Origin of the sequence: Pseudoalteromonas galatheae (assembly GCF_005886105.2) — a bacterium.
In the GTDB taxonomy this organism is placed as follows: Bacteria; Pseudomonadota; Gammaproteobacteria; order Enterobacterales; family Alteromonadaceae; genus Pseudoalteromonas; species Pseudoalteromonas galatheae.
This window is the reverse complement of record NZ_PNCO02000001.1, coordinates 266,912-290,237: the sequence shown is the minus strand read 5'-3', so window position 1 is coordinate 290,237 and position 23,326 is coordinate 266,912. Positions and strand designations below refer to the sequence as shown.

22 protein-coding genes are annotated in these 23,326 nt (G+C 38.7%); all 22 read right to left on the bottom strand.

Features of this window, described 5'->3' with window-relative positions; genetic code table 11:
- Window positions 1–135 precede the first annotated feature (135 nt).
- The 22 genes from CWC29_RS01185 to rfbA all read right to left on the bottom strand — a co-directional run bounded on the left by CWC29_RS01185 (window position 136) and on the right by rfbA (window position 23,325).
- Window positions 136–2,256 carry a YjbH domain-containing protein gene (locus CWC29_RS01185; protein ID WP_209319003.1) on the bottom strand — a complete coding sequence of 707 codons (2,121 nt, stop codon included), beginning with the start codon at window positions 2,254–2,256 and terminating at the stop codon, window positions 136–138.
- A 211-nt stretch (window positions 2,257–2,467) separates the two neighbouring features.
- Window positions 2,468–4,429: a polysaccharide biosynthesis protein gene (locus CWC29_RS01180; RefSeq protein ID WP_138522293.1), complete on the bottom strand. Its 1,962-nt coding sequence runs from the start codon at window positions 4,427–4,429 to the stop codon at window positions 2,468–2,470.
- 140 nt (window positions 4,430–4,569) lie between these two features.
- Window positions 4,570–5,124, bottom strand: coding sequence for a sugar transferase (locus tag CWC29_RS01175; protein WP_138522291.1), 555 nt, complete (start codon window positions 5,122–5,124; stop codon window positions 4,570–4,572).
- A gap of 15 nt (window positions 5,125–5,139) precedes the next feature.
- The gene (locus tag CWC29_RS01170) at window positions 5,140–6,066 is read right to left on the bottom strand and encodes a UDP-glucose 4-epimerase family protein (RefSeq protein WP_138522289.1); all 927 of its coding nucleotides are present in this window, start codon (window positions 6,064–6,066) and stop codon (window positions 5,140–5,142) included.
- Window positions 6,059–6,820: a glycosyltransferase family 2 protein gene (locus tag CWC29_RS01165; protein ID WP_138522287.1), complete on the bottom strand. Its 762-nt coding sequence runs from the start codon at window positions 6,818–6,820 to the stop codon at window positions 6,059–6,061. Before CWC29_RS01165 ends, CWC29_RS01170 begins: the two co-directional genes overlap by 8 nt.
- 6 nt (window positions 6,821–6,826) lie before the next feature.
- The gene (locus CWC29_RS01160; RefSeq protein WP_138522285.1) at window positions 6,827–8,242 is read right to left on the bottom strand and encodes a phosphomannomutase; all 1,416 of its coding nucleotides are present in this window, start codon (window positions 8,240–8,242) and stop codon (window positions 6,827–6,829) included.
- Between the two features lie 143 nt (window positions 8,243–8,385).
- The gene (locus CWC29_RS01155; RefSeq protein ID WP_138522283.1) at window positions 8,386–9,813 is read right to left on the bottom strand and encodes a mannose-1-phosphate guanylyltransferase/mannose-6-phosphate isomerase; all 1,428 of its coding nucleotides are present in this window, start codon (window positions 9,811–9,813) and stop codon (window positions 8,386–8,388) included.
- A gap of 11 nt (window positions 9,814–9,824) precedes the next feature.
- Window positions 9,825–10,292: a GDP-mannose mannosyl hydrolase gene (locus CWC29_RS01150; protein WP_138522281.1), complete on the bottom strand. Its 468-nt coding sequence runs from the start codon at window positions 10,290–10,292 to the stop codon at window positions 9,825–9,827.
- Between the two features lie 13 nt (window positions 10,293–10,305).
- Window positions 10,306–11,271, bottom strand: a complete 966-nt coding sequence (fcl, locus tag CWC29_RS01145; protein ID WP_167815406.1) for a GDP-L-fucose synthase — start codon at window positions 11,269–11,271, stop codon at window positions 10,306–10,308.
- A gap of 68 nt (window positions 11,272–11,339) precedes the next feature.
- Window positions 11,340–12,455, bottom strand: coding sequence for a GDP-mannose 4,6-dehydratase (gene gmd, locus CWC29_RS01140; RefSeq protein WP_138522277.1), 1,116 nt, complete (start codon window positions 12,453–12,455; stop codon window positions 11,340–11,342).
- A gap of 11 nt (window positions 12,456–12,466) precedes the next feature.
- On the bottom strand, window positions 12,467–13,444 hold the full coding sequence (locus CWC29_RS01135; RefSeq protein ID WP_138522275.1) for a glycosyltransferase: 978 nt from the start codon (window positions 13,442–13,444) through the stop codon (window positions 12,467–12,469).
- Window positions 13,429–14,595: a glycosyltransferase family 4 protein gene (locus CWC29_RS01130; RefSeq protein WP_138522273.1), complete on the bottom strand. Its 1,167-nt coding sequence runs from the start codon at window positions 14,593–14,595 to the stop codon at window positions 13,429–13,431. Before CWC29_RS01130 ends, CWC29_RS01135 begins: the two co-directional genes overlap by 16 nt.
- Window positions 14,585–15,748, bottom strand: coding sequence for an O-antigen ligase family protein (locus CWC29_RS01125; RefSeq protein WP_138522271.1), 1,164 nt, complete (start codon window positions 15,746–15,748; stop codon window positions 14,585–14,587). Before CWC29_RS01125 ends, CWC29_RS01130 begins: the two co-directional genes overlap by 11 nt.
- A 10-nt stretch (window positions 15,749–15,758) precedes the next feature.
- On the bottom strand, window positions 15,759–16,976 hold the full coding sequence (locus tag CWC29_RS01120) for a glycosyltransferase family protein (protein WP_138522269.1): 1,218 nt from the start codon (window positions 16,974–16,976) through the stop codon (window positions 15,759–15,761).
- Between the two features lie 40 nt (window positions 16,977–17,016).
- Window positions 17,017–18,267: an O-antigen translocase gene (locus CWC29_RS01115; protein WP_138522267.1), complete on the bottom strand. Its 1,251-nt coding sequence runs from the start codon at window positions 18,265–18,267 to the stop codon at window positions 17,017–17,019.
- Window positions 18,264–19,367, bottom strand: a complete 1,104-nt coding sequence (locus CWC29_RS01110) for a DegT/DnrJ/EryC1/StrS family aminotransferase (RefSeq protein ID WP_138522265.1) — start codon at window positions 19,365–19,367, stop codon at window positions 18,264–18,266. Before CWC29_RS01110 ends, CWC29_RS01115 begins: the two co-directional genes overlap by 4 nt.
- Window positions 19,368–19,382: 15 nt before the next feature.
- Window positions 19,383–20,093: a 3-oxoacyl-ACP reductase gene (locus tag CWC29_RS01105; protein ID WP_138522263.1), complete on the bottom strand. Its 711-nt coding sequence runs from the start codon at window positions 20,091–20,093 to the stop codon at window positions 19,383–19,385.
- The gene (locus tag CWC29_RS01100) at window positions 20,090–20,605 is read right to left on the bottom strand and encodes a GNAT family N-acetyltransferase (protein WP_138522261.1); all 516 of its coding nucleotides are present in this window, start codon (window positions 20,603–20,605) and stop codon (window positions 20,090–20,092) included. Before CWC29_RS01100 ends, CWC29_RS01105 begins: the two co-directional genes overlap by 4 nt.
- Window positions 20,592–21,002, bottom strand: a complete 411-nt coding sequence (locus CWC29_RS01095) for a sugar 3,4-ketoisomerase (protein ID WP_138522259.1) — start codon at window positions 21,000–21,002, stop codon at window positions 20,592–20,594. The genes CWC29_RS01100 and CWC29_RS01095 overlap by 14 nt, the downstream gene beginning before the upstream one ends.
- 2 nt (window positions 21,003–21,004) lie before the next feature.
- Window positions 21,005–21,547, bottom strand: coding sequence for a dTDP-4-dehydrorhamnose 3,5-epimerase (gene rfbC, locus CWC29_RS01090; protein ID WP_138522257.1), 543 nt, complete (start codon window positions 21,545–21,547; stop codon window positions 21,005–21,007).
- 4 nt (window positions 21,548–21,551) lie between these two features.
- Complete coding sequence (rfbD, locus tag CWC29_RS01085; protein WP_138522255.1) at window positions 21,552–22,433, bottom strand: dTDP-4-dehydrorhamnose reductase; 882 nt, start codon at window positions 22,431–22,433, stop codon at window positions 21,552–21,554.
- A 7-nt stretch (window positions 22,434–22,440) separates the two neighbouring features.
- Window positions 22,441–23,325, bottom strand: coding sequence for a glucose-1-phosphate thymidylyltransferase RfbA (gene rfbA / locus CWC29_RS01080; RefSeq protein ID WP_138522253.1), 885 nt, complete (start codon window positions 23,323–23,325; stop codon window positions 22,441–22,443).
- Window position 23,326 lies beyond the last annotated feature (1 nt).

Below are 23,326 nucleotides of genomic sequence, written 5' to 3'. Positions count from 1 at the left end.
GTTTACTCCGTAAAAACACACCAAAACACCACTCTCGTAGCGGCGGGTTTATCCCGCGATAAGCGCCCCGCGACACAAAGTCACCGCTACGAATAGGTAATTCCTAGTTATTGTAGACTTACCTGTGACCATCTCTTATTTATAGGTCAAATACACTTCTCTTAGTCGAGCCAAGTTACTATATACATAGCTGCTCGATAAACGCCCTTGGTTTAAGAATGTTTTATCAATATTAACCGGCGTGTTAACTAAATGACCTCGACCAATTGCAATGGCATTTGTTGATTCACCAATTCGCGTACTTGCAGCATGACGCCACGCCTCATTTCCTTTAATTTGACCATAACGTGTTGGTGCCATGTCTTTTCTAGGTGTAAGTGGAATGCTAAAAGATATACCTGCGATTTGCACATCGGTATCTTGCGCAAATATCGACACGTAGCTATCACCAAACCAGAAGCGCGTTTCTAATTTAACACCACTATCCTCATAAAAGAATCGACCTGCAGTTGCGTGAAAACTGACATCTTGCTCAACCCAGTTATAACGATAAGACAAGGTTTGATAATCCTTATCTAAGTCATAATCATCGTACTCAAAGTATCCAAGCTCTGCTGAAAATTGATGACGACCATTGCCACTCAACCAGGTTGTTTCGTTCTTAATACCTGTGTAATCATTAAACTCTTTAAAAAAGCCGATATGTGTTTGGTTATAAATACCATAAGGCAGTGCAAATGTTTGATAGATAGTCGCTTGTGTTAAGCCACTTTGTTTAGCCAAACGGCCAAATGCCTTACCATCATCGTAGTCACTCGTATTGGCAACTTCAGTTTCGGCACTTAAATTAATACCACCGCCATACCACATTGGTACATCAACATCAGCTTTTAAAGCGAGTGAGAAATCATAAACTCCCAGCTCCGTTGCCAACCTTGAGTCCAGTGCAGGACCAACGGTTAACCTTGGTTTAAAGTACGCGCTATTTGCCTTTGGCATACCAACCCAAGACACACTACCAATTGGGTCCATTTCGCCTCGACGAATATCCATATCAGGTGTAGTGCCAGTATTTACAAACTCTCTATAGTTATTAATGTGGCCTCTAAGTGCCAACATTGGAATACCACGGTTTAGCAATTGAACAGTAAACTGCGCGTTCGGCTCGTTCACATGTTCAGCAATACGACCTAATACTAAGCCAATTGCATCTATGTCGTTGCGATTAAAAACATAGTTTTCAAAACTCACGACAACATGAGGGTCTCGATTAAAGCCAACACTCACCGACTCAAAGCCATCTTCCAAGAGTGCCGCTTTTAAAGCGCGCGTTTGCATTGTTAGAGACTTTTTATATTCATCACGCTCTGTGACTTCTTTTTTCGCTTCAGGAAGAGGTTTACGGGCGAGACGGCGCTGCTCCTCATAATGAGCTTTAAATGCCGCTTCTCGCTCGGCGTCTGCATCAAGCGTTGGCGCTGGAGCTGCTTCTAAGGGGTCATTTAATGTTGCCCGCTCAAACAAAGGCATAGAGAAGTTTACACCCCAAAAAGTGTCTTTTTCAGCGTGATCGGTATTACTGTAAAACTTACTGGTAAGCGTTAAAGTACCTACATCATAAATCCATGCTTTTGGTACTGTTAGGCGCAAACCGGCATTAACCGCATCAGCATCATGTTCCACTTGCACAGCTAGCCAGTCTAGTGGCTGCCACTCAATCCCAGCAAATGCACCATCCATTTGCCCAGTTGCGCGATCGCTTACCGCAAAACCTGCAGAGAATCTAAAGTCGTTCCACTCACGAGACCCTGCCAAATAATAGGTTTCATAATTGTTAGCCGCACCGCCGAGGTCTTTACCTCCTACTGCTAAGTTAAACCATTCTTTCGGCACAAAAGGGAGTTGGTATTTAAGATTAAAAGAAAGGTCACGGGTCTGATTTTCGGCTTTTATTTCAGCGTTAAATAGATTGTCATGCATCGAACTTGCAGCTATTTGGCCACTTACTTCTAATCCATCAAACAGTCCAGCAGCAAAAATATAATTATGCCCATCAACATACCCCTCACCACGAAGATCTAGGTTATTATTGTAACCAATATCTATACTTCCCTTTTTAAGTACCTCAGCAGTAGGGGTATTAAAAATACCAGTGTACCCCGCAAATGCAGTGTAGTTATTTATTTGGGTATCAGCTAAAACAGGTATGCTTGCAAGTGCAATACTACCTGCAAGAATCGTATTTATTTTTGACATGTGCGCAGACCGATTTTTATTTTCAATTCTTGAATTAAGTGTGAAAGAGCAAATTAACAAACTCAGCCACCGTTATAAGTGTTATGTAGATATCCTACAATGAAGTATAGAAAAACCCAACCTCGTAGCAGCGGGTTTAGCCCGAGAAAGATCGTCGCGACATAGCGACATAGAGTCGCCGCTACGAATGTATAACCCCGCGATAAGCATGTTACACGTTTCTAAAGTTAACCACTTTCAGCTCGGACTCACGCTCGACTTCAAGTACTTGGCGTTTTTCATTCCACACCAAATCACAAATACCATCTGTAGGATTAAAACCTGTAGGTGCTTCTAGCAACAATTTACGAATAAGCTCATGATCAAAATTATGACAAGCCGTGTCCATTGCACTCATAAAAGACTCTAGCTCTGCCATTGGTAGTTTTACCTCGTTGGCCGTCATGATCCGTGGATGAGAGGTCTCTTCTACATTGTCACCAATCAATAATTCTTCATATAACTTTTCACCTGGTCGCAATCCTGTACATTCGATCTCGATATCGCCATGAGGGTTTGACTCTGACTTTACCTCTAGGCCAGAAAGATGCACCATTTTGGTCGCTAAGTCTTTGATCTTAACAGATTCACCCATATCTAACACAAATACGTCACCACCCTTACCCATAGCACCCGCCTGAATAACTAACTGCGCAGCTTCTGGTATGGTCATAAAAAACCGGGTGATATCTTTATGCGTTAAGGTAATTGGTCCACCTTCTTTAATTTGCTTACGGAATAGAGGCACAACTGAACCGCTAGAGCCAAGTACATTACCAAAACGTACCATGCAAAAGCGGGTATTTTTAGACGTTACTTTACTTTCAGCCAAGGCTTGTAACACTAACTCTGCCATACGCTTGGTTGCACCCATTACATTTGTGGGGCGCACCGCTTTATCTGTAGAGATTAATACAAAAGTCTCTACTCCCGCGTTAATAGCGGCTTTAGCTGTGTAATAAGTACCAAATACGTTATTACGAACACCCTCAACAACATTTTGCTCTACAAGCGGTACATGCTTGTAGGCCGCGGCATGATAGACAGTTTGCACCCCAAAGGCTTTCATGCAAGTTTCAATACGGTTGATACGTTGCACCGACCCCATAACAGGTACTATTTCCAATGATACGCCTTTATTCAATGCAAGCTGATTCAGCTCCTTTTCAATGCTATATAAACCATACTCGGACACCTCAAAAAGCACCAGCTTTTTAGGTCCATTTAATATGATTTGCCTACATAGTTCGGAGCCTATAGAACCGCCGGCACCGGTTACCATAATGACTTTATCTTCTATATTTGCAGCCATCAGCTCTGCTTGTGGCGCTACTGGGTCTCTGCCCAATAAGTCTTCGATTTCGACTTCTTTTATATCATTAAGCTGCGCTTTACCGTCAATAACGTCTGCCATACCTGGCACCGTCATCACCTCGAGCGGTAGTTTTTCTAACTTAGTGAGTATTTCTTTACGGCGAGAGCGCGATACGCTTGGTAAAGCAAGCAAAACCTTATTTACTCGCTTTTTATCTATCAAATTATAGATTTCGTCAAAGGCGACAACGGGGATCCCCTGGATAATCGCATTATGTTTGGTAGCGTCATCGTCTAGATACGCCGTAACATAATAGTCAGGACCTGTTGCTAGCGCAGTAGCTAACTGCCGGCCTGCATCTCCAGCGCCATAAATAACCACTGGGGTTTTAGTAAATGAGGTTAATCGCCAAATAAGTGCTCTTACCAAAATACGCGATCCCCCCACTGAAAGTATCATCAACCACGCATAAATAAAGGGCATAGTACGAGGGATAGCGGTTTGCGTAAAAAATGAAGACAACACTAAAATCACGGTACTAATAACTGTACCAAGTACAACAGCACCTACGGCATTTGCCCCAACGTAACGGAGCACTGCACGATATAAACCAAGTTTTACAAATATCACCAAACTCATGGGGAGTAATAACGCGAGGATTAACCAGTTTTTAAAATTAGCCAGTGGTGCAAAGCTATCAAGGCGAACAATAAGCGCTAACCAAAAGGCTGAGACTATAAAAACTGAATCTAATACGAGCGTGAGAAGTCGTTTTTGGCTACGAGAAGCGCCAAGTAAGGCGCGAAACCAACTATCCATTGTGTTCCCTTTTTATTCCAATCCGAATTAAAACCGCAGACGAACTAAAGCATAGTACATGTTGCAGTATACACAAAAGTAGCAAAAATGTATGAGGAAAATATGAAGAAGCTTAAGTTTAAGACAGAGAACATCTTAAACTAGTGTTTACCAACTCTATCTCCTGACCCACTGCCAGTTGCGGTCATTACTATATATTTAAAATAGTTAGCCACTGTCAAAGTATCAATCATTTTCCTATCTGTTATCGCAAGTAATTCAGGGGTAGACATATCGATTTCATTCACCTGCGCGAGACCAGTAATTCCAGGCCTAACCGAATATATATCTTTAGCTTCTCTCGCATATGTGAGCTCTTCTTGATTGTAAAGACCAGGGCGCGGGCCTACCAAGCTCATTTCACCTTTTAGTACATTCCAAAGTTGTGGAAGCTCGTCTAGTTTTGTTTTGCGAAGAAAATGCCCAAATGGTGTAATCGAAGAAGAACTCGCAAGGTGGCTTGCCACAGAAGCCGTATCCACTTTCATCGTTCTAAACTTAACTAAAGTAAATGGTTTTTTATTTCTACCTACACGCTCTTGAGTAAAGATTGGTGAGCCAGTATCAAAGAGACCAATAACGTATAAAATAACCAAGAAAGGGAATGCGAACAAAAGGCCAAACAAGGCAAATAAAAAGTCGAGTAAACGTATCATTAAATATTCCATGTCTTAATTTTTAGCTGAAAGTTTGAAACCGTGCTCGATAGAGTAAGGAGGTTTCCAACCTAAAGTGTTCTTAGTGTGAGTTATATCTATTTGCAATGACCCGGTTAATCGATCAACGACTTCTTGCTTACCAAACAACCTACCAACTAGGTTAAAACACCATAAAGGCACGGGTAGTGAAAGGTTTGGCTTACTTTGCACTCTCGCCATGAGCGATACCATCTCAGCAGTTGATATATCGTTATCATCACTCACCAAAAAAATTTGATTAGCGGCCTTCGGGTGTTCAATACACACTTTGATTAAATCCACCAAGTTATAAACAGATACTAAACTGCGCTTGTTATTGTTTATTAATCTGAACGGTAATGGCAACCCCTTACTAACAAGTTTCATTAAAGATGCAAAATTAGCTTTCACACCTTCTCCATAAACAAGTGGAGGGCGAATTATAACAATCTCCATACCTGTTTGCTTACCAAGCTCCATTAGCAATAATTCAGCTTCTGACTTAGAAACACCATAAAAATCTTCCGGTTTTGGTGTATCTAATGAAGTAAACGCTGACTTTCCTGTTGTACTTTCCCCATTCACTTTTATGGTACTAACAAATATAAAGCGCTTCACGCCAACTTGAGCTGATTGTTTTGCTAAATTAAGTGTGCCTGCTGTATTAACTGCTCTAAATTCACTCAACGGTTCCTTTACCAAATCGTCCATAATATGAACTCTCGCAGCACAATGTACAACAACTTCAACGTTATTTAATAAATTTAAGTAATCAGTATCCTCAGCTATATCTGCATTATAGTGATTCTCTCCCTGTATACCTGAGCGGCTCAGTAACTTTAAAGAATAGCTATCATTAATTATTTTCGTTAAATTCTTGCCAATAAAACCTGTAGCACCAGTAATTAATACATTATTCATTAGCTTTAGGTCTCTTTAGAAGCTCCAACAACTTAAAAGGTAATTTTAAAGTTAAGAAAAATAAATTAGTGTAAACCCCATTTTCGCAACATGCTCTCACAATTTCTTTATTCAAAGTCATTGAACTTTTTAGACCGGAAGTACTTACTCCGCCATCACGCATTCGCACCAAAACTTTACTTATGTGCTTATAGTTAACTTTGTTAACGAATAAAAATCTAACAAAAGCTTCATAGTCTGCTGATATTTTATAGTTAACTTTATATAAGCCATATATATCGTAAACAGACTTCTTAATAAATGTTGCGGGGTGAGGTGGCATCCAACCAAATCTCAACTTCCATGGTTTAAAATTAGGCAATGAATAAAAACGAGTTACTTTTTCTAAATTGTCTGACTTAACAAATATAAGATCTCCATGTACAACATCTATTTCTGAATCAAAGCAACATACTATTTTAGAAACTACGTCTTCTGATTCATAAAAGTCATCAGAGTTTAAAATACCCACAATATCACCAGTAGATTTTTTAATTCCTTTATTCATGGCATCATAGATACCTTTGTCAGGCTCACTAACAATAGTAGCTATTCGATCTTGATATTTATCAATTATATCTAACGTTTCATCACTTGAACCACCATCTATGACTATATATTCTATATCTTGATAATTCTGAGACAACACTGATTTTATCGTATCTTCAATGGTTTCTGCGCTGTTATAACAAACTGTAATTATTGAAACTTTCATTTTTTTCTAACCACTAATGATCCTAAAAGTAGCAACTACTAAGTTTTTAGCAGTCTCTTCAGAGTTCGATTCAGCGTAACAACGCAATTCAGGTGCATTACCCGAAGGCCTTAAATGTACAATATCTCCATTTTCCATCGTTATGCGTAAGCCATCGGTTAAATCAACTGTATATTCTAACTCGTACCCTAATTTAACTAAAAAAGAGCTCGCGTCTTTTTCTAACTCAGCAATCAAATCAAGGCTTTTTTCTCTGGCAAAATTTTGTAATCTATCGCTTGCCGTAAAGCGGTTTGGTAACTTAGTTAACTGTTTTGATATGGGTTCTTGCTCAGCTAATAATAAAATTGCTGGTAATACAGCATCCCGGGTAGGAAGAGCAGCTAGTTTTTTACCGTTAACATCTATAGAAGACCCTAAAATATAACCGCCATTCGCTTCAAAACCCGCAATCGAAGAGTATTGCTCACCTAACTGTTCAAACTCAGCAATAACATAAGGTGAGCCAATCTTTGTGCGCTTAACTTGTTTAAAGCTTTTAGACAGTTCGATTGCAGTGTTACAACTTACAGGTATTGCAAGTGCTTCAATGTTGAGTAACTGGCTACACAATAAACCTAAAATATCACCTCTTAGCCAATTGCCGTGTTCATCTGCAATTAGTGGGCGATCTCCATCACCATCTGTTGATAAAATAGCATCAAAGTTATACTCTTTTGACCAGTTTAATGCGCGTTTTTTGTCTTCATCTGATACCGCTTCTGTATCTATCGGAATAAACTCATCGCTTCGGCCTAAACTGAAAACATCCGCACCAAGCAATTCAAATAAAGCTTTATAAATATCTCGCCCTGCGCTTGAGTGCTCATAAATACCTATTTTTTTACCTTTTAGAGCATCTGTATTAAAGAGTGATAAATAGCGCTGGCTATACGCCGTTTTTGCACCTGGATTATCGTGTAATTCTGATAAATATTGCGGCAGAGCTTCGAATGAAGCATAACTAGCTAAAATAGCTTGCTCATCTGCTTTTGTAATTTCACCATCTGGGCGATAAAATTTAAGCCCATTTCGATCAAATGGAATATGACTACCTGTTACCATAATACAGGGCATACCATCTTGTATGGCTTTATAAGCAAGAGCAGGCGTTGGAATAACGCCATAATATACAACCTTTAAATCACGTTGTTTTAATGCAGTTGCACACGCCTGAGCTATTGCATAACTACTTGGACGGTTATCTATCGCAATTGCCACTGTATCAAAGGTAAATGCATTTTCTATCGCTATGATAAAGGCTATAGCAAAGGCTGCACTCACATCTGGTGTGAAATCTTCAACAAGCCCACGTGCACCACTAGTACCAAAAGCAATACCACTTTCTGCGATAACTTCGGCACAAATTAATTTATTTTCCATATAAAACCTTTTAAAAATTCGTACAAGAAGGAAGTAACAACTGCGAGTTGCAAGCTTAAGGTGACGAACTGTAAATACATCCAATTCATGGTGACTCACCTAAAGGCCGAGTACCTTTCCCCTCATAAGTGCAGCTTGCGCCTTTAAACCTCTTTGTGAATTATCTTATTCACTCGACCATAGCGATCTTCAAAGCGCACAATATCATCTTCACCTAAGTACGAGCCAGACTGCACTTCAATAAGTTCTAAATCTACTTTACCTGGATTTTCTAGTGCATGAATCGCAGTAATAGGAATGTATACTGATTCATTTTCAGTGACAAACTGCTCTGTATCATCAATTTGTACTTTTGCAGTACCAGAAACCACAATCCAATGCTCAGCTCTGTGATGGTGCATTTGCACTGATAGCTTTGCACCTGGTTTAACCGTAATACGTTTTACTTGGAAGCGCTCACCGTTATCTACCGAGTCGTATTTACCCCAAGGGCGATATACTTCACGGTGGAATTTAACTTCTGAGCGTTCGTCCGCTTTTAATTGGCTAACGATTTGTTTTACTTTTTGAGATTCGTCTTTGTGCGCAACTAATACAGCATCTTTGGTATTGACGATGACTAAGTCTTCAACACCTACAGTGGCAACCAACTTGTCTTCACCAAATACTAACGTGTTTTTTGTATCAACAGATTTAACGTCACCGATAAAAGCATTTCCACTTTCATCTTGTGAAGACACTTCCCAAAGGGCAGCAAAACCACCTACATCGCTCCAATCTGCATCCATAGGCACCACAACTGCATCTTTTGTGTGTTCCATTACTGCATAGTCAACTGATTCATCTGGGCAAGCTTCAAACGCCTCTTTATCTACACGCACAAAGTCCATGTCATTATTTTGTACTTGAATCGCTTTTTCACACGCTTCATAAATATCTGGACGAAATGCTTTTAACTCTTCGAGATAACGGCTTGCCTTGAATAAAAACATGCCGCTATTCCAGTAGTAATCACCACTGGCAATATACCCTTGTGCCGTTTCAAGGTTGGGCTTTTCTACAAAACTATCAACAACAAAGCCGTGCTCAACTTCAGCACCACGCTTTATATAACCGTAACCCGTCTCAGGGGTATTGCCGACAATACCAAAGGTCACTAATTTACCTTGCTCTGCTAACAATTTTGCTTTGTTAACACTTTCTTGGAAAGCAGCTTGGTTTTCAATTACATGATCAGCAGCTAAAACTAGTAATAATGCATCTTGACTGTTTTCAAATGCTTTAAAGGCTGCTAACGCAATAGCTGGTGCCGTATTACGACCCACAGGCTCCAAGAAGATACCACTGTGCGCCACACCTATTTGACGAACTTGCTCTGCGGCAATAAAGCGATGCTCTTCGTTACAAATTAACATTGCAGGTGCGTGTTCAAGACCATTTAATCTTAAAATAGTCTCTTGCAGCATGGTGTTTTCACCATGCAATTTTAAAAATTGTTTTGGGTAGTTACCGCGTGACAATGGCCATAAACGTGTGCCTGAACCGCCCGCCATGATGATTGGAAGTATCATATTCGTTATCCCTATGTATTCTGTAATGCTTCAAAGTACCATTTTGTATGCTTATGGACTTTTTTATCTTTTAATAGGCTGTCTATATCGAACCATTGATATTTACCATGTTGAATATCATGTGGTAAGTCATTTAGCGGTTTGCTCAGCCTTAGGATATAAGCAATGGCAACATAATGGGTGCTAAAGCCATAACCAAAGACGTTGTCATCATAAAAATGGTCATAAGGCCCTAAAAGACTTGCTTCTGATAGTGAAAATGCCTCGCCAAGTTCTTCTTGAGTTAACCTTTCAAATGCTTCTGCAAGCGATTCGTTTTTCAAAACCCGTCCTCCAGGCACAAACCAATTCCCTTGTGCTGGTTTATTTAGCCGCTCACCTAACAGTGCTTGGTTATTTTCATCTAATATAACAAAATCGATTGAAACAAGTGGCGCGCTTTCTATTACTGTCGAAAACGTATTTTTGTCTAGAAACATCCTGTGTTCTCTATTATTTTCTAAAGTTATCTTGGTTCGCTAAAAACCATTCATATGTATCTTTTAAACCTGCCTCTAAGGAAACGCTATATTCCCACCCCAGTGACTTAAGGCGAGACACGTCCATCAATTTACGCGGCGTACCATCAGGCTTAGTCACGTCAAACTCTATAGCACCTTCAAAACCAACTACTTTCGCAACTGTTTCAACAAGCTCTCTAATTGTACAATCTACGCCTGTGCCTACATTTATATGGCTTAACATCTCTTGTGTATTTGCACTGTATGTTTCTGAATCTAAGTTCATTACGTGTATTGATGCAGCAGCCATGTCGTCTACATGCAAAAACTCTCGCATCGGCTTACCTGTACCCCATGCAACCACTTTGTCATCACCTGCCAACTTTGCCTCATGAAAACGACGTATCAGTGCTGGAATAACATGAGAGTTTTCTGGATGGAAGTTATCATTTTCTCCATACAAATTAGTTGGCATGACAGAGCGATAATTACGACCATATTGACGATTATAAGATTCACACAGTTTGATACCTGCAATTTTTGCTATCGCATAAGGCTCATTAGTAGGCTCTAAAATACCCGTTAACAGTGCCGTTTCTGTCATTGGTTGCTCTGCAAATTTAGGGTAGATACAACTTGACCCTAAAAACAGCAAATCATTAACACCAGATAAGTGCGCGCTATGAATGATGTTATTTTGAATCGTTAAATTCTCATAAATGAATTCTGCAGGGTAAGTATTATTCGCTACAATCCCACCTACTTTTGCCGCAGCAAGATATACCTGGTCTATTTGATACTCTTCAAAAAATTCACGAACCGCCTGTTGGTCCAACAGGTTTAACTCCGCTCTGCTTTTTGTAATAACCTTAATATCATCAGATTGCTTTAACTTTCTACCTATCGCGCTGCCAACCATACCATTATGACCTGCGACAAAAACTGTTTTAGAACTCATTTCTTTATCCATTATAAAACCCAGCATAAGCTGGGCTATCATTCTATTTCTGACTTACTGCTCTGAGGTTACTCTACTGAAACACTCACATCATAGCCGTGAGACTTCAATAATGCATGCTGCTTCGCTTTAGCTAAATCATGTTGGACCATTTCTGCACACATTTCTTCTACAGTAATCTCTGGCTCCCAACCTAACTTCTCTTTCGCCTTAGTAGGATCGCCTAACAATGTTTCAACTTCTGCTGGACGAAAGTAACGCGGATCTACACGCACAATCACATCACCTACTGATAGCGCCTGTGCGTTATCACCTTCAATCGCAACCACTGTCGCTACTTCATCAACACCTTCACCAATAAATTCAAGCGTAACACCCAGCTCTTTTGCTGATAGAGACACAAATTCTCTTACTGAGATTTGTTTACCTGTCGCAATTACAAAATCTTCCGGTGTATCTTGCTGAAGCATCATCCACTGCATGCGAACATAATCTTTTGCATGACCCCAGTCACGTAATGCATCCATATTACCTAGATATAAACACTTCTCTAAACCTTGTGAGATGTTCGCAAGACCGCGCGTGATTTTACGCGTTACAAACGTTTCACCACGCCGAGGCGATTCGTGGTTGAATAAAATACCATTACATGCATACATACCGTAAGATTCACGGTAATTTACCGCAATCCAGTACGCATACATTTTCGCGACAGCGTAAGGTGAGCGAGGGTGAAAAGGCGTAGTCTCTTTTTGCGGGATCTCTTGTACCTCACCATAAAGCTCAGACGTTGAAGCTTGATAGAATTTAGTCTTTTTCTCTAATCCAAGAAAACGGATTGCTTCTAATAGACGTAATGTACCAATAGCATCTACATCAGCAGTATATTCTGGTGCCTCAAACGATACGGCTACATGGCTTTGGGCACCTAAGTTGTAAACCTCATCAGGTTGTACTTCTTTAAGAATACGAGTTAAGTTTGAAGTATCTGTTAGGTCGCCATAATGAAGGAAAAAATTGGGATTTTCTTCATGTCTGTCTTGATAGATATGATCTACACGCTCTGTATTAAAACTCGAAGCGCGACGTTTAATACCGTGAACTTCATAGCCTTTTTCAAGTAGAAACTCTGCTAAGTAAGAGCCATCCTGACCCGTTACACCTGTAATTAGTGCTTTTTTCATCTATGTAATCTCTATCTAAAATTTTCTTTATCTTGAATTTTATCTAATATACGTTCATTGAGCTTCAGAACATCTTGCGAGCTTCTATTGGAAAGCCCTTTATAAGTTGTTGAAAACGGTGAGTAACGATAGCCTATTCCCATTTTCGATAAAAAATTCCTAAATTTAAAAGCAATTTTGAACAACTTACTCAAGCAAAGATAGCTTATCCCAGTGTTGTAAAAGAAAAGCCTAAACAAGTTTTCATAATATGCGACGAAAGCGAAATCGCTTATTTCCCCTCCCCCGCCACCAAAGTGAACTATTTCATCCTCTAAATAAACCTTCTTTACACCTTCTCCAGATGCATCAAGGCGCATGAATAGATCACATTCTTCATGGTAAAAGTAGAATCTTTGGTCAAAACCATTAAAGTCCAAATATAGCTTTCGAGGTAAAAATAAAACACAACCGCTAAAGTACTGATTTTGAAAATCAGTATCAGCGGTAATATTTGTATTTTTTCTACCGATTAATGAGACTAGCTTATGCTTTAACAGAAATAGCTCTAAAACTAACTTTAATTTGCTCGGAAAAGAAAAGATATTATTTTGAATAGTTAAATCATTATTCAAAATCTTTACAGTCCCTATAGCATTATTATCTAGTTGTTCATTCTCAAGTAAATGGCAAAACTTATCTAAGCATAATGTTTTCGTATCATTATTTAACAAAAAAACCACATCATTACTGGCTTCTTTGGCAAGAAAGTTACACCCTTTTGCAAACCCTATGTTGTCATCACCATAATAGAATTTCACAGGCCATTTTGCTTCCCTTTCTATTTCACTAAGAACTGACGTGGAGTTATCTGTCGAATTGTTATCCAAAATAAGCATTTCGACTTCAAACTTTCTGTTTTTAATTGCCTCAAAGAATGATGATATAGTTTCTTTAATAAACTTATCCCCATTATAATTCACAACTAAAACACTTAACGACAGAGGCATTCGTAACTCCTATTATACTTCTCTAAAATGACGCTCTTGGAAAACATTGATGAATAAAACTCCGAATCTTGGCTCCTTTTTTCCAAATTTGATTTGAACGTTGAGCCCGTTTCAATAAGCATGTTTTTGCTACAAAACGCAATATCTAGTTCCTTTTGCTTCAAGATCTTCATTACTTCTGTAATCTGAGTATTACAAAGGATGGGAAGCCCATTTACCAAATACTCTTCAGCTTTTGATGAGATCATCGTTTGCATAGTATTAGTATATATATCCGATTGAACCTGCCCTGGTAACACACCTATATCTGCACATGACAGATACTTTGACACTTCTTCAGGTTTGACTGTCAATTGTAAGATATTCTCAATACCAAAGTCCATTAACTGCGTTTTCGTCGAATCAGCACCACCTAAAATCAACACTTTATAGCTACCATTATGCATTTTATGATGAGCAGTAATCGCACCTGCTAAAAGCTTAACATTGTGCCATAATCCGATTGAACCACAGTACACATAAACGACTTCGTCATCCTTTATATTCAGATTTGACCTGACTTCAATTCTATCTGCTTGAGAGAATTTGAATCTGCTTTCATCTACCATTGCAGGGATGAAATCTGAATTATCTATTGATGACTCGACATATTTTGACATCCCCTCGCTTAAAGAAAATACCTTATCGACTTTCTGAAACATCCAAGTTTCTATTCTCTTCCAGATCGAATAGCTAAAACCACCAAACTTCCACCTTTTAATGATCGCACCTTCATCAGGGTAAATTCCTCTGGGATCAGAGATAATCTTTAGATCTCTGATAAATAATTTACAAAAAACAGCAACTAATGTAGACAAGTAATTTCTACAATGCACGACTTTAGTATCTTTTTTAGCCATATGAAAAGCGACAATAGGCACACTGTAAATTAAAAACAAAGGTAGCAAAAAAGGTGTCATGTAAAAGAAATAAGAAGGGAATGGCACCTTCACATCTTTTACTTTTTTTCCTTGTCTTCTAGAAAAAGAAAACTTAACACCTTTTTTGTTCAAGAGAATGGCAGGTGTTAGAAAAAGAAAGCTTACATCATCAATATCAGATATGGGCATAATCTGATTCTCATGTATAGCATTCCCCTCACTATTTTCCATTATAGTTAGATACAAAATCAACTCTACTTTCCCCACGCTTTAATGAACAATAAACACCAGATAATATATAACCAGAAATAAACAGAAGGTTATTCCCTTGAAAATCACCACTAAAAAAAGAATTAACTAGGTGAAATACAAAAATTGCATACAAACATTCAAGCCCAGACATTTTTTTTCTGAGCATTATAAATATGTAAAGCATACATAATACCCCTGCAAATAGTCCTAGCTCGAAAACGATTTCAATAAGCAGGTTATGAGGATAATTTCTTTCATCAACTCCAGTTGTGACGATAGAATAATTCCCAAAACCATAACCAGTCCACGGTTGATTGGCTATATACATTAGCGCTTCGTTATATGCAGTTGTTCTTGCTATAATCGAATATTCCGCACCGCCTATTGATAAACGTCCTCCCACGTAAACCATTAGAAAATAGGAAAAAACGATTAATATAATCAATATAAAAAAAGTTTTAGCACTGATTACCCTTTTACCAAAACTCAGTAAAAGCGCCACGGCCACAGCAAGAAAAGAACTTCGAGTTCCAGTTTGAATCATTAGATACACGGCAACCAATGTGGTCACCCAAAATAGTAACTTAAACTTACTTGTTGTGGTGAAGAAAAGGACGATCACAAAAACTGCGATATACCTAGAAGTCCAAATAGGGTTGTCAATTCCATAAAAGGTTATTCTGGATTCACCACTATAGTTTTCGTGAAAACCCAAAATATAGAGTGAAAAAGCCCACCAAACGGAAAAATAGGAGAAGAACTTCAAATATCTTTTCAGATCATTAATTGCTTCTGGAGGACTCAGAGTAACAGAGATATGAATCAAAACTAAAGGTGTAAATACCAAGTAGCATACTAGCACCAATTTATCTTGAGGGTAAGTTCCCATGCTTTGCAAAAAGAAGGAGGCTAAAATTATAACAAAAAACAACATTTCTTTAGATAAAGAAAAGTTTCTATTTAATATAGCTTTATGACCACTTACCAGACCGAAAAAAATTAAAGCACTACATAGTAGGTAAGTAAAAAAGCTAATAGGAACTGGGTTGCCTAATATTGCCAAAAATGTCGATATAAAAAATTGTCCAATTAAAAGTAACGAGACATTAAGAGCAAGTAAATTTAATCTCATTTCTGCCCCATTATTTCTTTGTCAATATTTGTGCCCTATCTCTAAGGCAACCATAAAGCCGATAGATCATGGTACTTTCAATACGGCCTATATCTTCAATATATAGGTTTGAATTTCGCAGACCATTTACCAAACGTTTCTTAACAACTTCAATATTGTGATTCTGCGCGACATAATCAAAACACTGCTTCGCGACAAAGTTATCATTATTTTCTACTTCCTCAAGCAAAGCATGTAATTCTCTGCCACACTCATTATCAACAGGCTTACTGGAAAGAACCTCTCCTAGGCTAAAGTTTTTACTTTCATACAACCATTTAAATTTGTAGTTGTCTGGAACAGCTGTATAAAACGCATCGACAAGCACTGAAGGAATTCCTGCTTTAGCACACTCCAACGCTGACGTCCCCATACAGAATGAAAGTTTTATATCAGACTCAAGGAGCTGTTGTAACTCAGCAGGTTGCAAGCTGCCAATGAACTTTATTGAGGTATTATGGCTATACATGCTTTTAAAACGTTCTAGGTCTTGTCCATCACCAACAATATGAAATTCATGGTTCTTATCTAATGAACTAACTAAAAACTTGTTTAGAATATAATCCAAAATTGGAGATTTAAAATGCTCTACCCTACCCACCCAAACTAATATTTCCTTCTCAGGTCTATTTGGGCACTGGCTTTTTTCAAAAGTTGCTGAACATTCCACTGGTATTGGTAATAATCCAGCGCTATCGCACTTGTCAAAAAAATAATGAAATGAGTCTTTATTTGTTCCATCCATAAACATTAAAGCATTCGCGTCGAGCGCTTTCCCGAACGTCTTTTTTAAACTTCTGTGTTGAGAAAGCAACAATGTTTTAACCAGTAGTTTAATCGTTCTTTTACTTAACTTGTTAAAGAAATTAAAACCAGGAAAAGTGCTAATTGTATTGTAAGGGTGGACGTGCCAGAAAAAAACCTTTTCGTTACCTGAAAAGTAGTTTTTTGCTTTTATTATTTCACTTGGTGGAGTGACAATAACGGGATCACTATACTCGCTACTGTCAAATTGTCCTTCATATTTTACAATTCGCGCGAAGCTTTGCACACCTGAATTAGAGTAAAAACCGTTTTCTACATCTACATACACGATGTCAAAGCTATCTTTTAGAGCTTCACCTAGTCGTAAAAACAAAGTCTGTACGCCACCAATATTTTTACTGGGGTAGAAAAAAACAATAGTCATAAACAATTAGGCCTACTAGCTTTCAAAATAAACATCAAGACTACTTACAAATTCTGTTATAAGAGAAAAACAGAAAGACGATATACAGTAAGTAATTTACTAAATAAGCCAAGTTAACACCATTCACCCCAAAGTCGTGAATAAGCAAATAGGAGAGCAAAACCAAGCTTACACTAAAAAATATCTCTGAGCCTATGTACAACTTAAACTTTTTGTTGGCAATCATTGGATAAGCAAAAATAAATGACACAATTTTCACTACATCACCGATAAGTTTTACCAAAAAGAATTCGCTTGCATCTGAAAACTCATTAGTAAAGAGTAAAGAAATCAATAAGTCGCGTGAAACATAAATGCCAACAGCAATGAGTATAACCACTGGAATAATGACCTTTGAAACCATAAATGCTTCTGTCAAAATCGCTTTCTTCCCTTTTAATGTGGCCAATTTAGGAAGGTAATACGTCGCCATGGCCATAGTAACAACCCCTAAGTAAACCTCAGAGATCTTCCACACAGCTTGCCATTGCCCTGTGACTTCCCACCCCATATTGTCGACGAGTAAATTTCTTATAAAAATAAGAGATACAGGCACAGTTAATGCTGTGATCAATGCCATAAAAGCAAAACCAAGCATTACTTTACTAGCTTCTTTATCAATGTTACCAAACCAGTACTTTGCACGAAACCAAGGTTGTCTTAGTGACAAGATGCACATAGTTAAGCCAATTAACGCAGATTGCATTACAGCAGCAAGTAGAGCTCCGTGTATTTTCCCCTTGATGACAAGGATAAGCATGCAAGAAGTACTTACGATTAATGAGCACGCGCCCAAAAAAACATAGCGTTTGTATTGCTGCATACCGTTAGTAACGGAATTTATCGCTGTTCCTACAGCACTAAAGGGCAGTAATAAAACCGCAATAATTACTAAGTATTGATATCCACTTTGTGAAAAAAGCCAGTTAGATATAGAGTTGGAAAAAACAATTAATAATGGCACAGAGACCGATAACAAACCGATAAGCAACCCAAAACTAGCTTTCCACCAAACCGCGCATTCTTCTAGACCATCTTGCTGTTTTTCAGCTGTATAGCGAACAATTCCATTTCCCAATGGGGAATTGGCGATCCCAGTTATTACCGAGACAAAGCCTTGTATTTGCCCTAGCATTGCAATACCAGCAGGACCGGTCTGCACCGCCACAACCTTTGCAACGATAAAACCGGCCAACATTCTACATAACGTTAATAATGCAGTAAGAGACGTTACTTTTAATAGCTTTTTCACGCTTTAAAGCCATTAATAGCACTAACAATAGTTTTAAGATCGTTGGTGCTAAGAGTAGGATCCATTGGTAAACTTAATACTTGCTCATGAATCTTTTCTGTTAATGGCAGGTTGTTGTCAAAACACCCCTCATAAGCAGTTTGCTGATGCGCAGGAATTGGGTAGTGAATGAGTGACTGCACACCACATTCACGTAAGTGTAGCTCTAACGCATTTCTATGGGATGTTTTTATAACAAACAAGTGGAATACATGTTCGTCAGTAGCAGGCCACTTTGGTAAAATGCACAGCTCATTTTGGATATTTTCTAAATAATACTGAGCGACGCTTCTACGACCTTGTGTCTCTTCATCTAGATACGCAAGTTTTACTCTGAGCATTGCAGCCTGTATTTCATCGAGGCGGCTATTTACACCTATGTATTTGTTTTCATACTTTTTGTACGAACCGTAGTTTCTGAGGGCGCGTAATACTTCGGCAAGTTCTGAGTCATTCGTTGTTATCGCACCGGCATCACCCAAAGCGCCAAGGTTTTTCCCAGGGTAGAAACTGAATGCCCCTGCATCTCCCCAATTACCACATTTCACACTGTTAATTTCTGCGCCATGAGACTGAGCACAATCTTCAAGTACCAATAAGCCATGGTCCTTAGCAATGTCCATTAACTCTTTCATCGGCGAAATCAAGCCATATAGGTGCACTGGTAAAATAGCTTTAGTCTTTGAAGTGATCGCCGCCGCGACGCTTTCTGGACACAGATTAAAGGTTTCCTCATTCGGCTCAACTAATACAGGAACTAAATTGTTTTCAGATATCGATAGAATGCTCGCTATATACGTATTTGCGGGAACAATCACCTCGTCGCCGTCTTTGAGTTTACCTAATTCTTTCCAAGCTCTAATGGTAAGCGTTAAGGCATCCAAACCATTTGCAACACCGATACAATGTTGTACACCACAGTATTGTGCAAACTCACGTTCAAATGCTTCTAGCTCTTTTCCCATGATATACCAACCTGAGTCGATAACTCGCGCACAAGCATCTTTCAAGTCTTGGGAATACTTGTTGTTTATTTCTTTTAAATTTAAAAATGGAATCATCTCTATCTACCAAACCTAAGAACTATACAAGCCGCCGTTTATTTCGAAGTTTGCACCACTCACATACCCCGCGTTTTCAGAAATTAAATATGCAACTAAATGTGCTATTTCTTCAGGCTTCCCTAAGCGTCTCGCTGGGATTGTATTGATCACTTGCTCAAGTACTTCAGGTTTCATCGATGTAAGCATGTCTGTCTGACAGTAACCCGGTGAAATTGTATTCACAGTGATATTTTTGTGAGCACCTTCTAAAGCAAGTGCCTTTGTAAAACCTTGAATACCTGCTTTAGATGCACAATAGTTTGCCTGGCCAATCTGGCCCTTATTAGCATTGACTGAGGAGATATTTATTATACGGCCAAACCCCTCTTGTCTCATCCGGCTATAAATTGGCTGTGTCAGGTTAAAGATTGAGTTTAGATTGACGTTTAACACTTCGTTCCACGCACTTCTGTCCATTTTATGGAACATTACATCCTTTACAACACCCGCATTGTTAACCAGTATATTTGGATAAATACCTTCATCGTCTAAGTTTTTTAAAAGCTCGTCACAGGATGATTGATCTGTTACATCAACTTTCCTAAATAGTACATTTGGAAATTCGACATTTGGAGGCGTAGTGTTGTATGTAGCGATCACCGTTTGACAGTGTTCTTTCAAACATTCCACAATGGCGAGACCAAGCCCCTTGGTTCCCCCAGTTACAAGTGCACTTTTATTCATATAATACCACCGAACTTTTCTTTGCATTTCTCAACGGCATCTTTAGAGATATTGAAGTACAAATTATCTTTATCTTCATCAATTACGACTGCACCAAACTTCTCGTGGAAATTAACGACTTTTTCATTACCTTTCATTACATCGAAATGAGACTTAGCAAAGCCCAAAAACTCAAAACCAAATTGGTATACTAATAAAGCGCTTTCAATTGCTGCATATCTAGTTTTGTTATGATTAAGGATCCAACTCCCCCAACAAAATGAGTCCTCTTTAATATCATAGATGCGAACAGTTCCGCATTTAGTACCATCCAATCTTTCTATAATAAAGTAAAACTGCTCTTTATTAACCTCTTTCAATTTATAAGCTCGAATCCATTCTTTTTGTGCTTCTACACTCGTATCAGATTTTGAAAGATAAGTATTATATTTACCATCGCTCCTAAGCTCAGTGATAAACTCAGCATCATCTTCAGTTATGAGCCGCATTTGAATAGTTTTACTTATTAGCATAATTAGCTACCACCTTTTTAAACTGAGTATAATCACGAATATAATCGTCTTCATCGTAGTGTTCACTTGCAATCACCAACAAAACACAATCATCAGTGAAGTCATGCATTTCTCGCCAAATACATGAGTCTATAAGAAGCCCTGAACTAGGACTATCCAATAAGACCTCCGCCCTCTCATTACCATCATCCAAAATGAACTTACAGGACCCCTTCAAAGCGATAGCAACTTGTTTAAGTTCTTTGTGTGCATGAAGCCCCCTAACAACACTTTTTTGTGTATCATAAATGTAGTAGACCCGCTTAATTTTAAAGGGGATATTTTTATTTTGCTCTATGCTGACTAGAGCTCCTCTTTCATCGCCATGGCTTTGAAGGTGAATTCTTTTAACTTCCATATTTATCCCAGCACTAATTTTAAAGGTTTCGCTAAACTATCTTTTTCTGAGAGCTTAGGTGACTTGACTATTGGCCAATCAATATTTATGAATGGGTCGTTCCAAGCTATTGAAACTTCACTTTTAGGATTATAAAAGTCAGTGCATTTATAAACAAACTCGGCATCATTACTGGTAACATAAAAACCGTGTGCGAAGCCTTCAGGTATCCAAAGTTGCTTTTTATTCTCTGCTGAGAGATACACACCAACCCATTCACCATATGTTGGAGAGTCAATTCTAATATCTACAGCCACATCAAAAACTTCACCTGATACTACACGTACCAACTTCCCTTGTGTATTCTCGGTCTGAAAATGTAGACCGCGCAATATACCTTTATTAGACTTTGAATGGTTGTCTTGGACAAACTTTACAGGATATCCAGTTACATGTTTCTCGAACTCTTTTTGATTCCAAGTTTCCATAAAGAATCCTCTTTTATCGCCAAAAACTTTTGGCTCAATGATTTTTACATCAGGGATCCTAGTGTCTATTACTTGCATACTTTTAACCTATATACTTTTTAAGGTCACTCATCGCCGCTTTCCAATTGCTGGCTTCAATTGAAAAAGACTCTGTTAACTTATCAACCTTTAATCTGGAATTGGCCGGACGCTTAGCCAGAGTTGGATATTCCTCGGTGCTGATCTTTCCTAAGATGGGTTTACTGGTAATAACTCCTTGAGCACTTGCCTGCTCAAAAATAAAATCAGCGAATTCATACCAGCTCAGCTGAGGGAGACCCGAGAAGTGATAAACGCCATATGGAATTTCATTATCTTTCTCGATCTTTTTCGCAATTTCAATAAGTGAGTCTGCAATATCTCCAGCATAAGTAGGACCACCGAATTGATCTCCAACGATATTCAATTGCTCTCTGACTGCACCTATTCTTAACATTGTTTTGACAAAGTTATTTCCATATTCACCAAAAACCCAAGAGGTTCTCAAGATAATATGTTTCTCACAAAACTCTGCAACTGCTAGTTCTCCAGCCAATTTACTCTGCCCGTAAATACCTAAAGGCTTTGTTGCATCTGTTTCAACATACTCTTCGAGCTTATTACCGTCGAATACATAGTCAGTAGAAATATGTAATAGAGTTGCACCAATTTGCTGAGAAACTTTTGCGAGATAACTAGGTCCATCCCGGTTAATTCCGTAAGCTAATTGCACTTGCTCTTCCGCTTTATCAACAGCTGTATAAGCAGCAGCATTGATAATTATATTTGGAGAAAAATCATAAACTACTTCATTGACTCGAGCTTGATCTGTTATGTCTAATTCCGTTTTTGTTAGGGCTAAGACTTCAAAGCTCGCTTCATGAGATAACTTTTCAGTAAGGCAAGTCCCCACTTGTCCTTGCCTGCCTGTAATCAAAATCCTCATATGCCTATTAACTTTCTCTTAGTTTCTTATCGTTTACCAAGCGATAAAGGTATTGGCCATATTCATTTTTCATCATCGGTTCAGCCAAAGCTAACAATTCAGTATCATTTAACCAGTTGTTTCGCCATGCGATCTCTTCTAAACAAGCCACCTTCAACCCCTGAACATTTTCTATCGTTTGCACAAAGGATGAAGCCTCATGTAGACTCTCATGAGTACCAGTATCTAACCAAGCAAACCCTCGCCCTAGTAGTTCCACGTTAAGTTGACCTGCATCCAGATACATTTCGTTGATCGATGTGATTTCCAGCTCACCTCGAGCGGAAGGCTTCACCTTTTTCGCCATTTCTACAACTTGGTTGTCATAAAAATACAGGCCTGTAACCGCATAATTTGATTTTGGTACTTCTGGCTTCTCTTCAATTGAAACCGCCCTCATATTTTCATCAAATTCAACCACGCCAAAGCGCATAGGATCTTTCACTTGATATCCAAACACACTCGCTCCAGATTGACGCTCAGCTGCGCGTTTCAATGAACTTGAGAAGGATTGTCCGTAGAAGACATTGTCTCCTAAAACCAAGCAGACGCTATCATCTCCAATAAATTCTTCGCCAATAATAAAAGCTTGAGCTAGACCATCTGGGCTTGGTTGAATTGCGTATTCTAAATTAACACCAAAATCTGAACCATCACCAAGTAATCGCTTAAATGACGCCTGATCTTCAGGTGTTGTTATAATTAAAATATCTTTGATCCCCGCTAACATCAGTGTAGATATTGGATAAAACACCATCGGCTTATCATATATAGGTAACAATTGCTTAGATACACCACGAGTCAGCGGATAAAGGCGGGTACCAGAACCTCCAGCGAGAACAATCCCTTTCATT

Bases quoted from the DNA above. Each gene is read 5' to 3' on its own strand.
- CWC29_RS01185 (WP_209319003.1), bottom strand. From the start codon at position 2,256: ATGTCAAAAATAAATACGATTCTTGCAGGTAGTATTGCACTTGCAAGC.
- CWC29_RS01180 (WP_138522293.1), bottom strand. From the start codon at position 4,429: ATGGATAGTTGGTTTCGCGCCTTACTTGGCGCTTCTCGTAGCCAAAAA.
- CWC29_RS01175 (WP_138522291.1), bottom strand. From the start codon at position 5,124: ATGATACGTTTACTCGACTTTTTATTTGCCTTGTTTGGCCTTTTGTTC.
- CWC29_RS01170 (WP_138522289.1), bottom strand. From the start codon at position 6,066: ATGAATAATGTATTAATTACTGGTGCTACAGGTTTTATTGGCAAGAAT.
- CWC29_RS01165 (WP_138522287.1), bottom strand. From the start codon at position 6,820: ATGAAAGTTTCAATAATTACAGTTTGTTATAACAGCGCAGAAACCATT.
- CWC29_RS01160 (WP_138522285.1), bottom strand. From the start codon at position 8,242: ATGGAAAATAAATTAATTTGTGCCGAAGTTATCGCAGAAAGTGGTATT.
- CWC29_RS01155 (WP_138522283.1), bottom strand. From the start codon at position 9,813: ATGATACTTCCAATCATCATGGCGGGCGGTTCAGGCACACGTTTATGG.
- CWC29_RS01150 (WP_138522281.1), bottom strand. From the start codon at position 10,292: ATGTTTCTAGACAAAAATACGTTTTCGACAGTAATAGAAAGCGCGCCA.
- fcl (WP_167815406.1), bottom strand. From the start codon at position 11,271: ATGAGTTCTAAAACAGTTTTTGTCGCAGGTCATAATGGTATGGTTGGC.
- gmd (WP_138522277.1), bottom strand. From the start codon at position 12,455: ATGAAAAAAGCACTAATTACAGGTGTAACGGGTCAGGATGGCTCTTAC.
- CWC29_RS01135 (WP_138522275.1), bottom strand. From the start codon at position 13,444: ATGCCTCTGTCGTTAAGTGTTTTAGTTGTGAATTATAATGGGGATAAG.
- CWC29_RS01130 (WP_138522273.1), bottom strand. From the start codon at position 14,595: ATGGAAAATAGTGAGGGGAATGCTATACATGAGAATCAGATTATGCCC.
- CWC29_RS01125 (WP_138522271.1), bottom strand. From the start codon at position 15,748: ATGAGATTAAATTTACTTGCTCTTAATGTCTCGTTACTTTTAATTGGA.
- CWC29_RS01120 (WP_138522269.1), bottom strand. From the start codon at position 16,976: ATGACTATTGTTTTTTTCTACCCCAGTAAAAATATTGGTGGCGTACAG.
- CWC29_RS01110 (WP_138522265.1), bottom strand. From the start codon at position 19,367: ATGATTCCATTTTTAAATTTAAAAGAAATAAACAACAAGTATTCCCAA.
- CWC29_RS01105 (WP_138522263.1), bottom strand. From the start codon at position 20,093: ATGAATAAAAGTGCACTTGTAACTGGGGGAACCAAGGGGCTTGGTCTC.
- CWC29_RS01100 (WP_138522261.1), bottom strand. From the start codon at position 20,605: ATGCTAATAAGTAAAACTATTCAAATGCGGCTCATAACTGAAGATGAT.
- CWC29_RS01095 (WP_138522259.1), bottom strand. From the start codon at position 21,002: ATGGAAGTTAAAAGAATTCACCTTCAAAGCCATGGCGATGAAAGAGGA.
- rfbC (WP_138522257.1), bottom strand. From the start codon at position 21,547: ATGCAAGTAATAGACACTAGGATCCCTGATGTAAAAATCATTGAGCCA.
- rfbD (WP_138522255.1), bottom strand. From the start codon at position 22,433: ATGAGGATTTTGATTACAGGCAGGCAAGGACAAGTGGGGACTTGCCTT.
- rfbA (WP_138522253.1), bottom strand. From the start codon at position 23,325: ATGAAAGGGATTGTTCTCGCTGGAGGTTCTGGTACCCGCCTTTATCCG.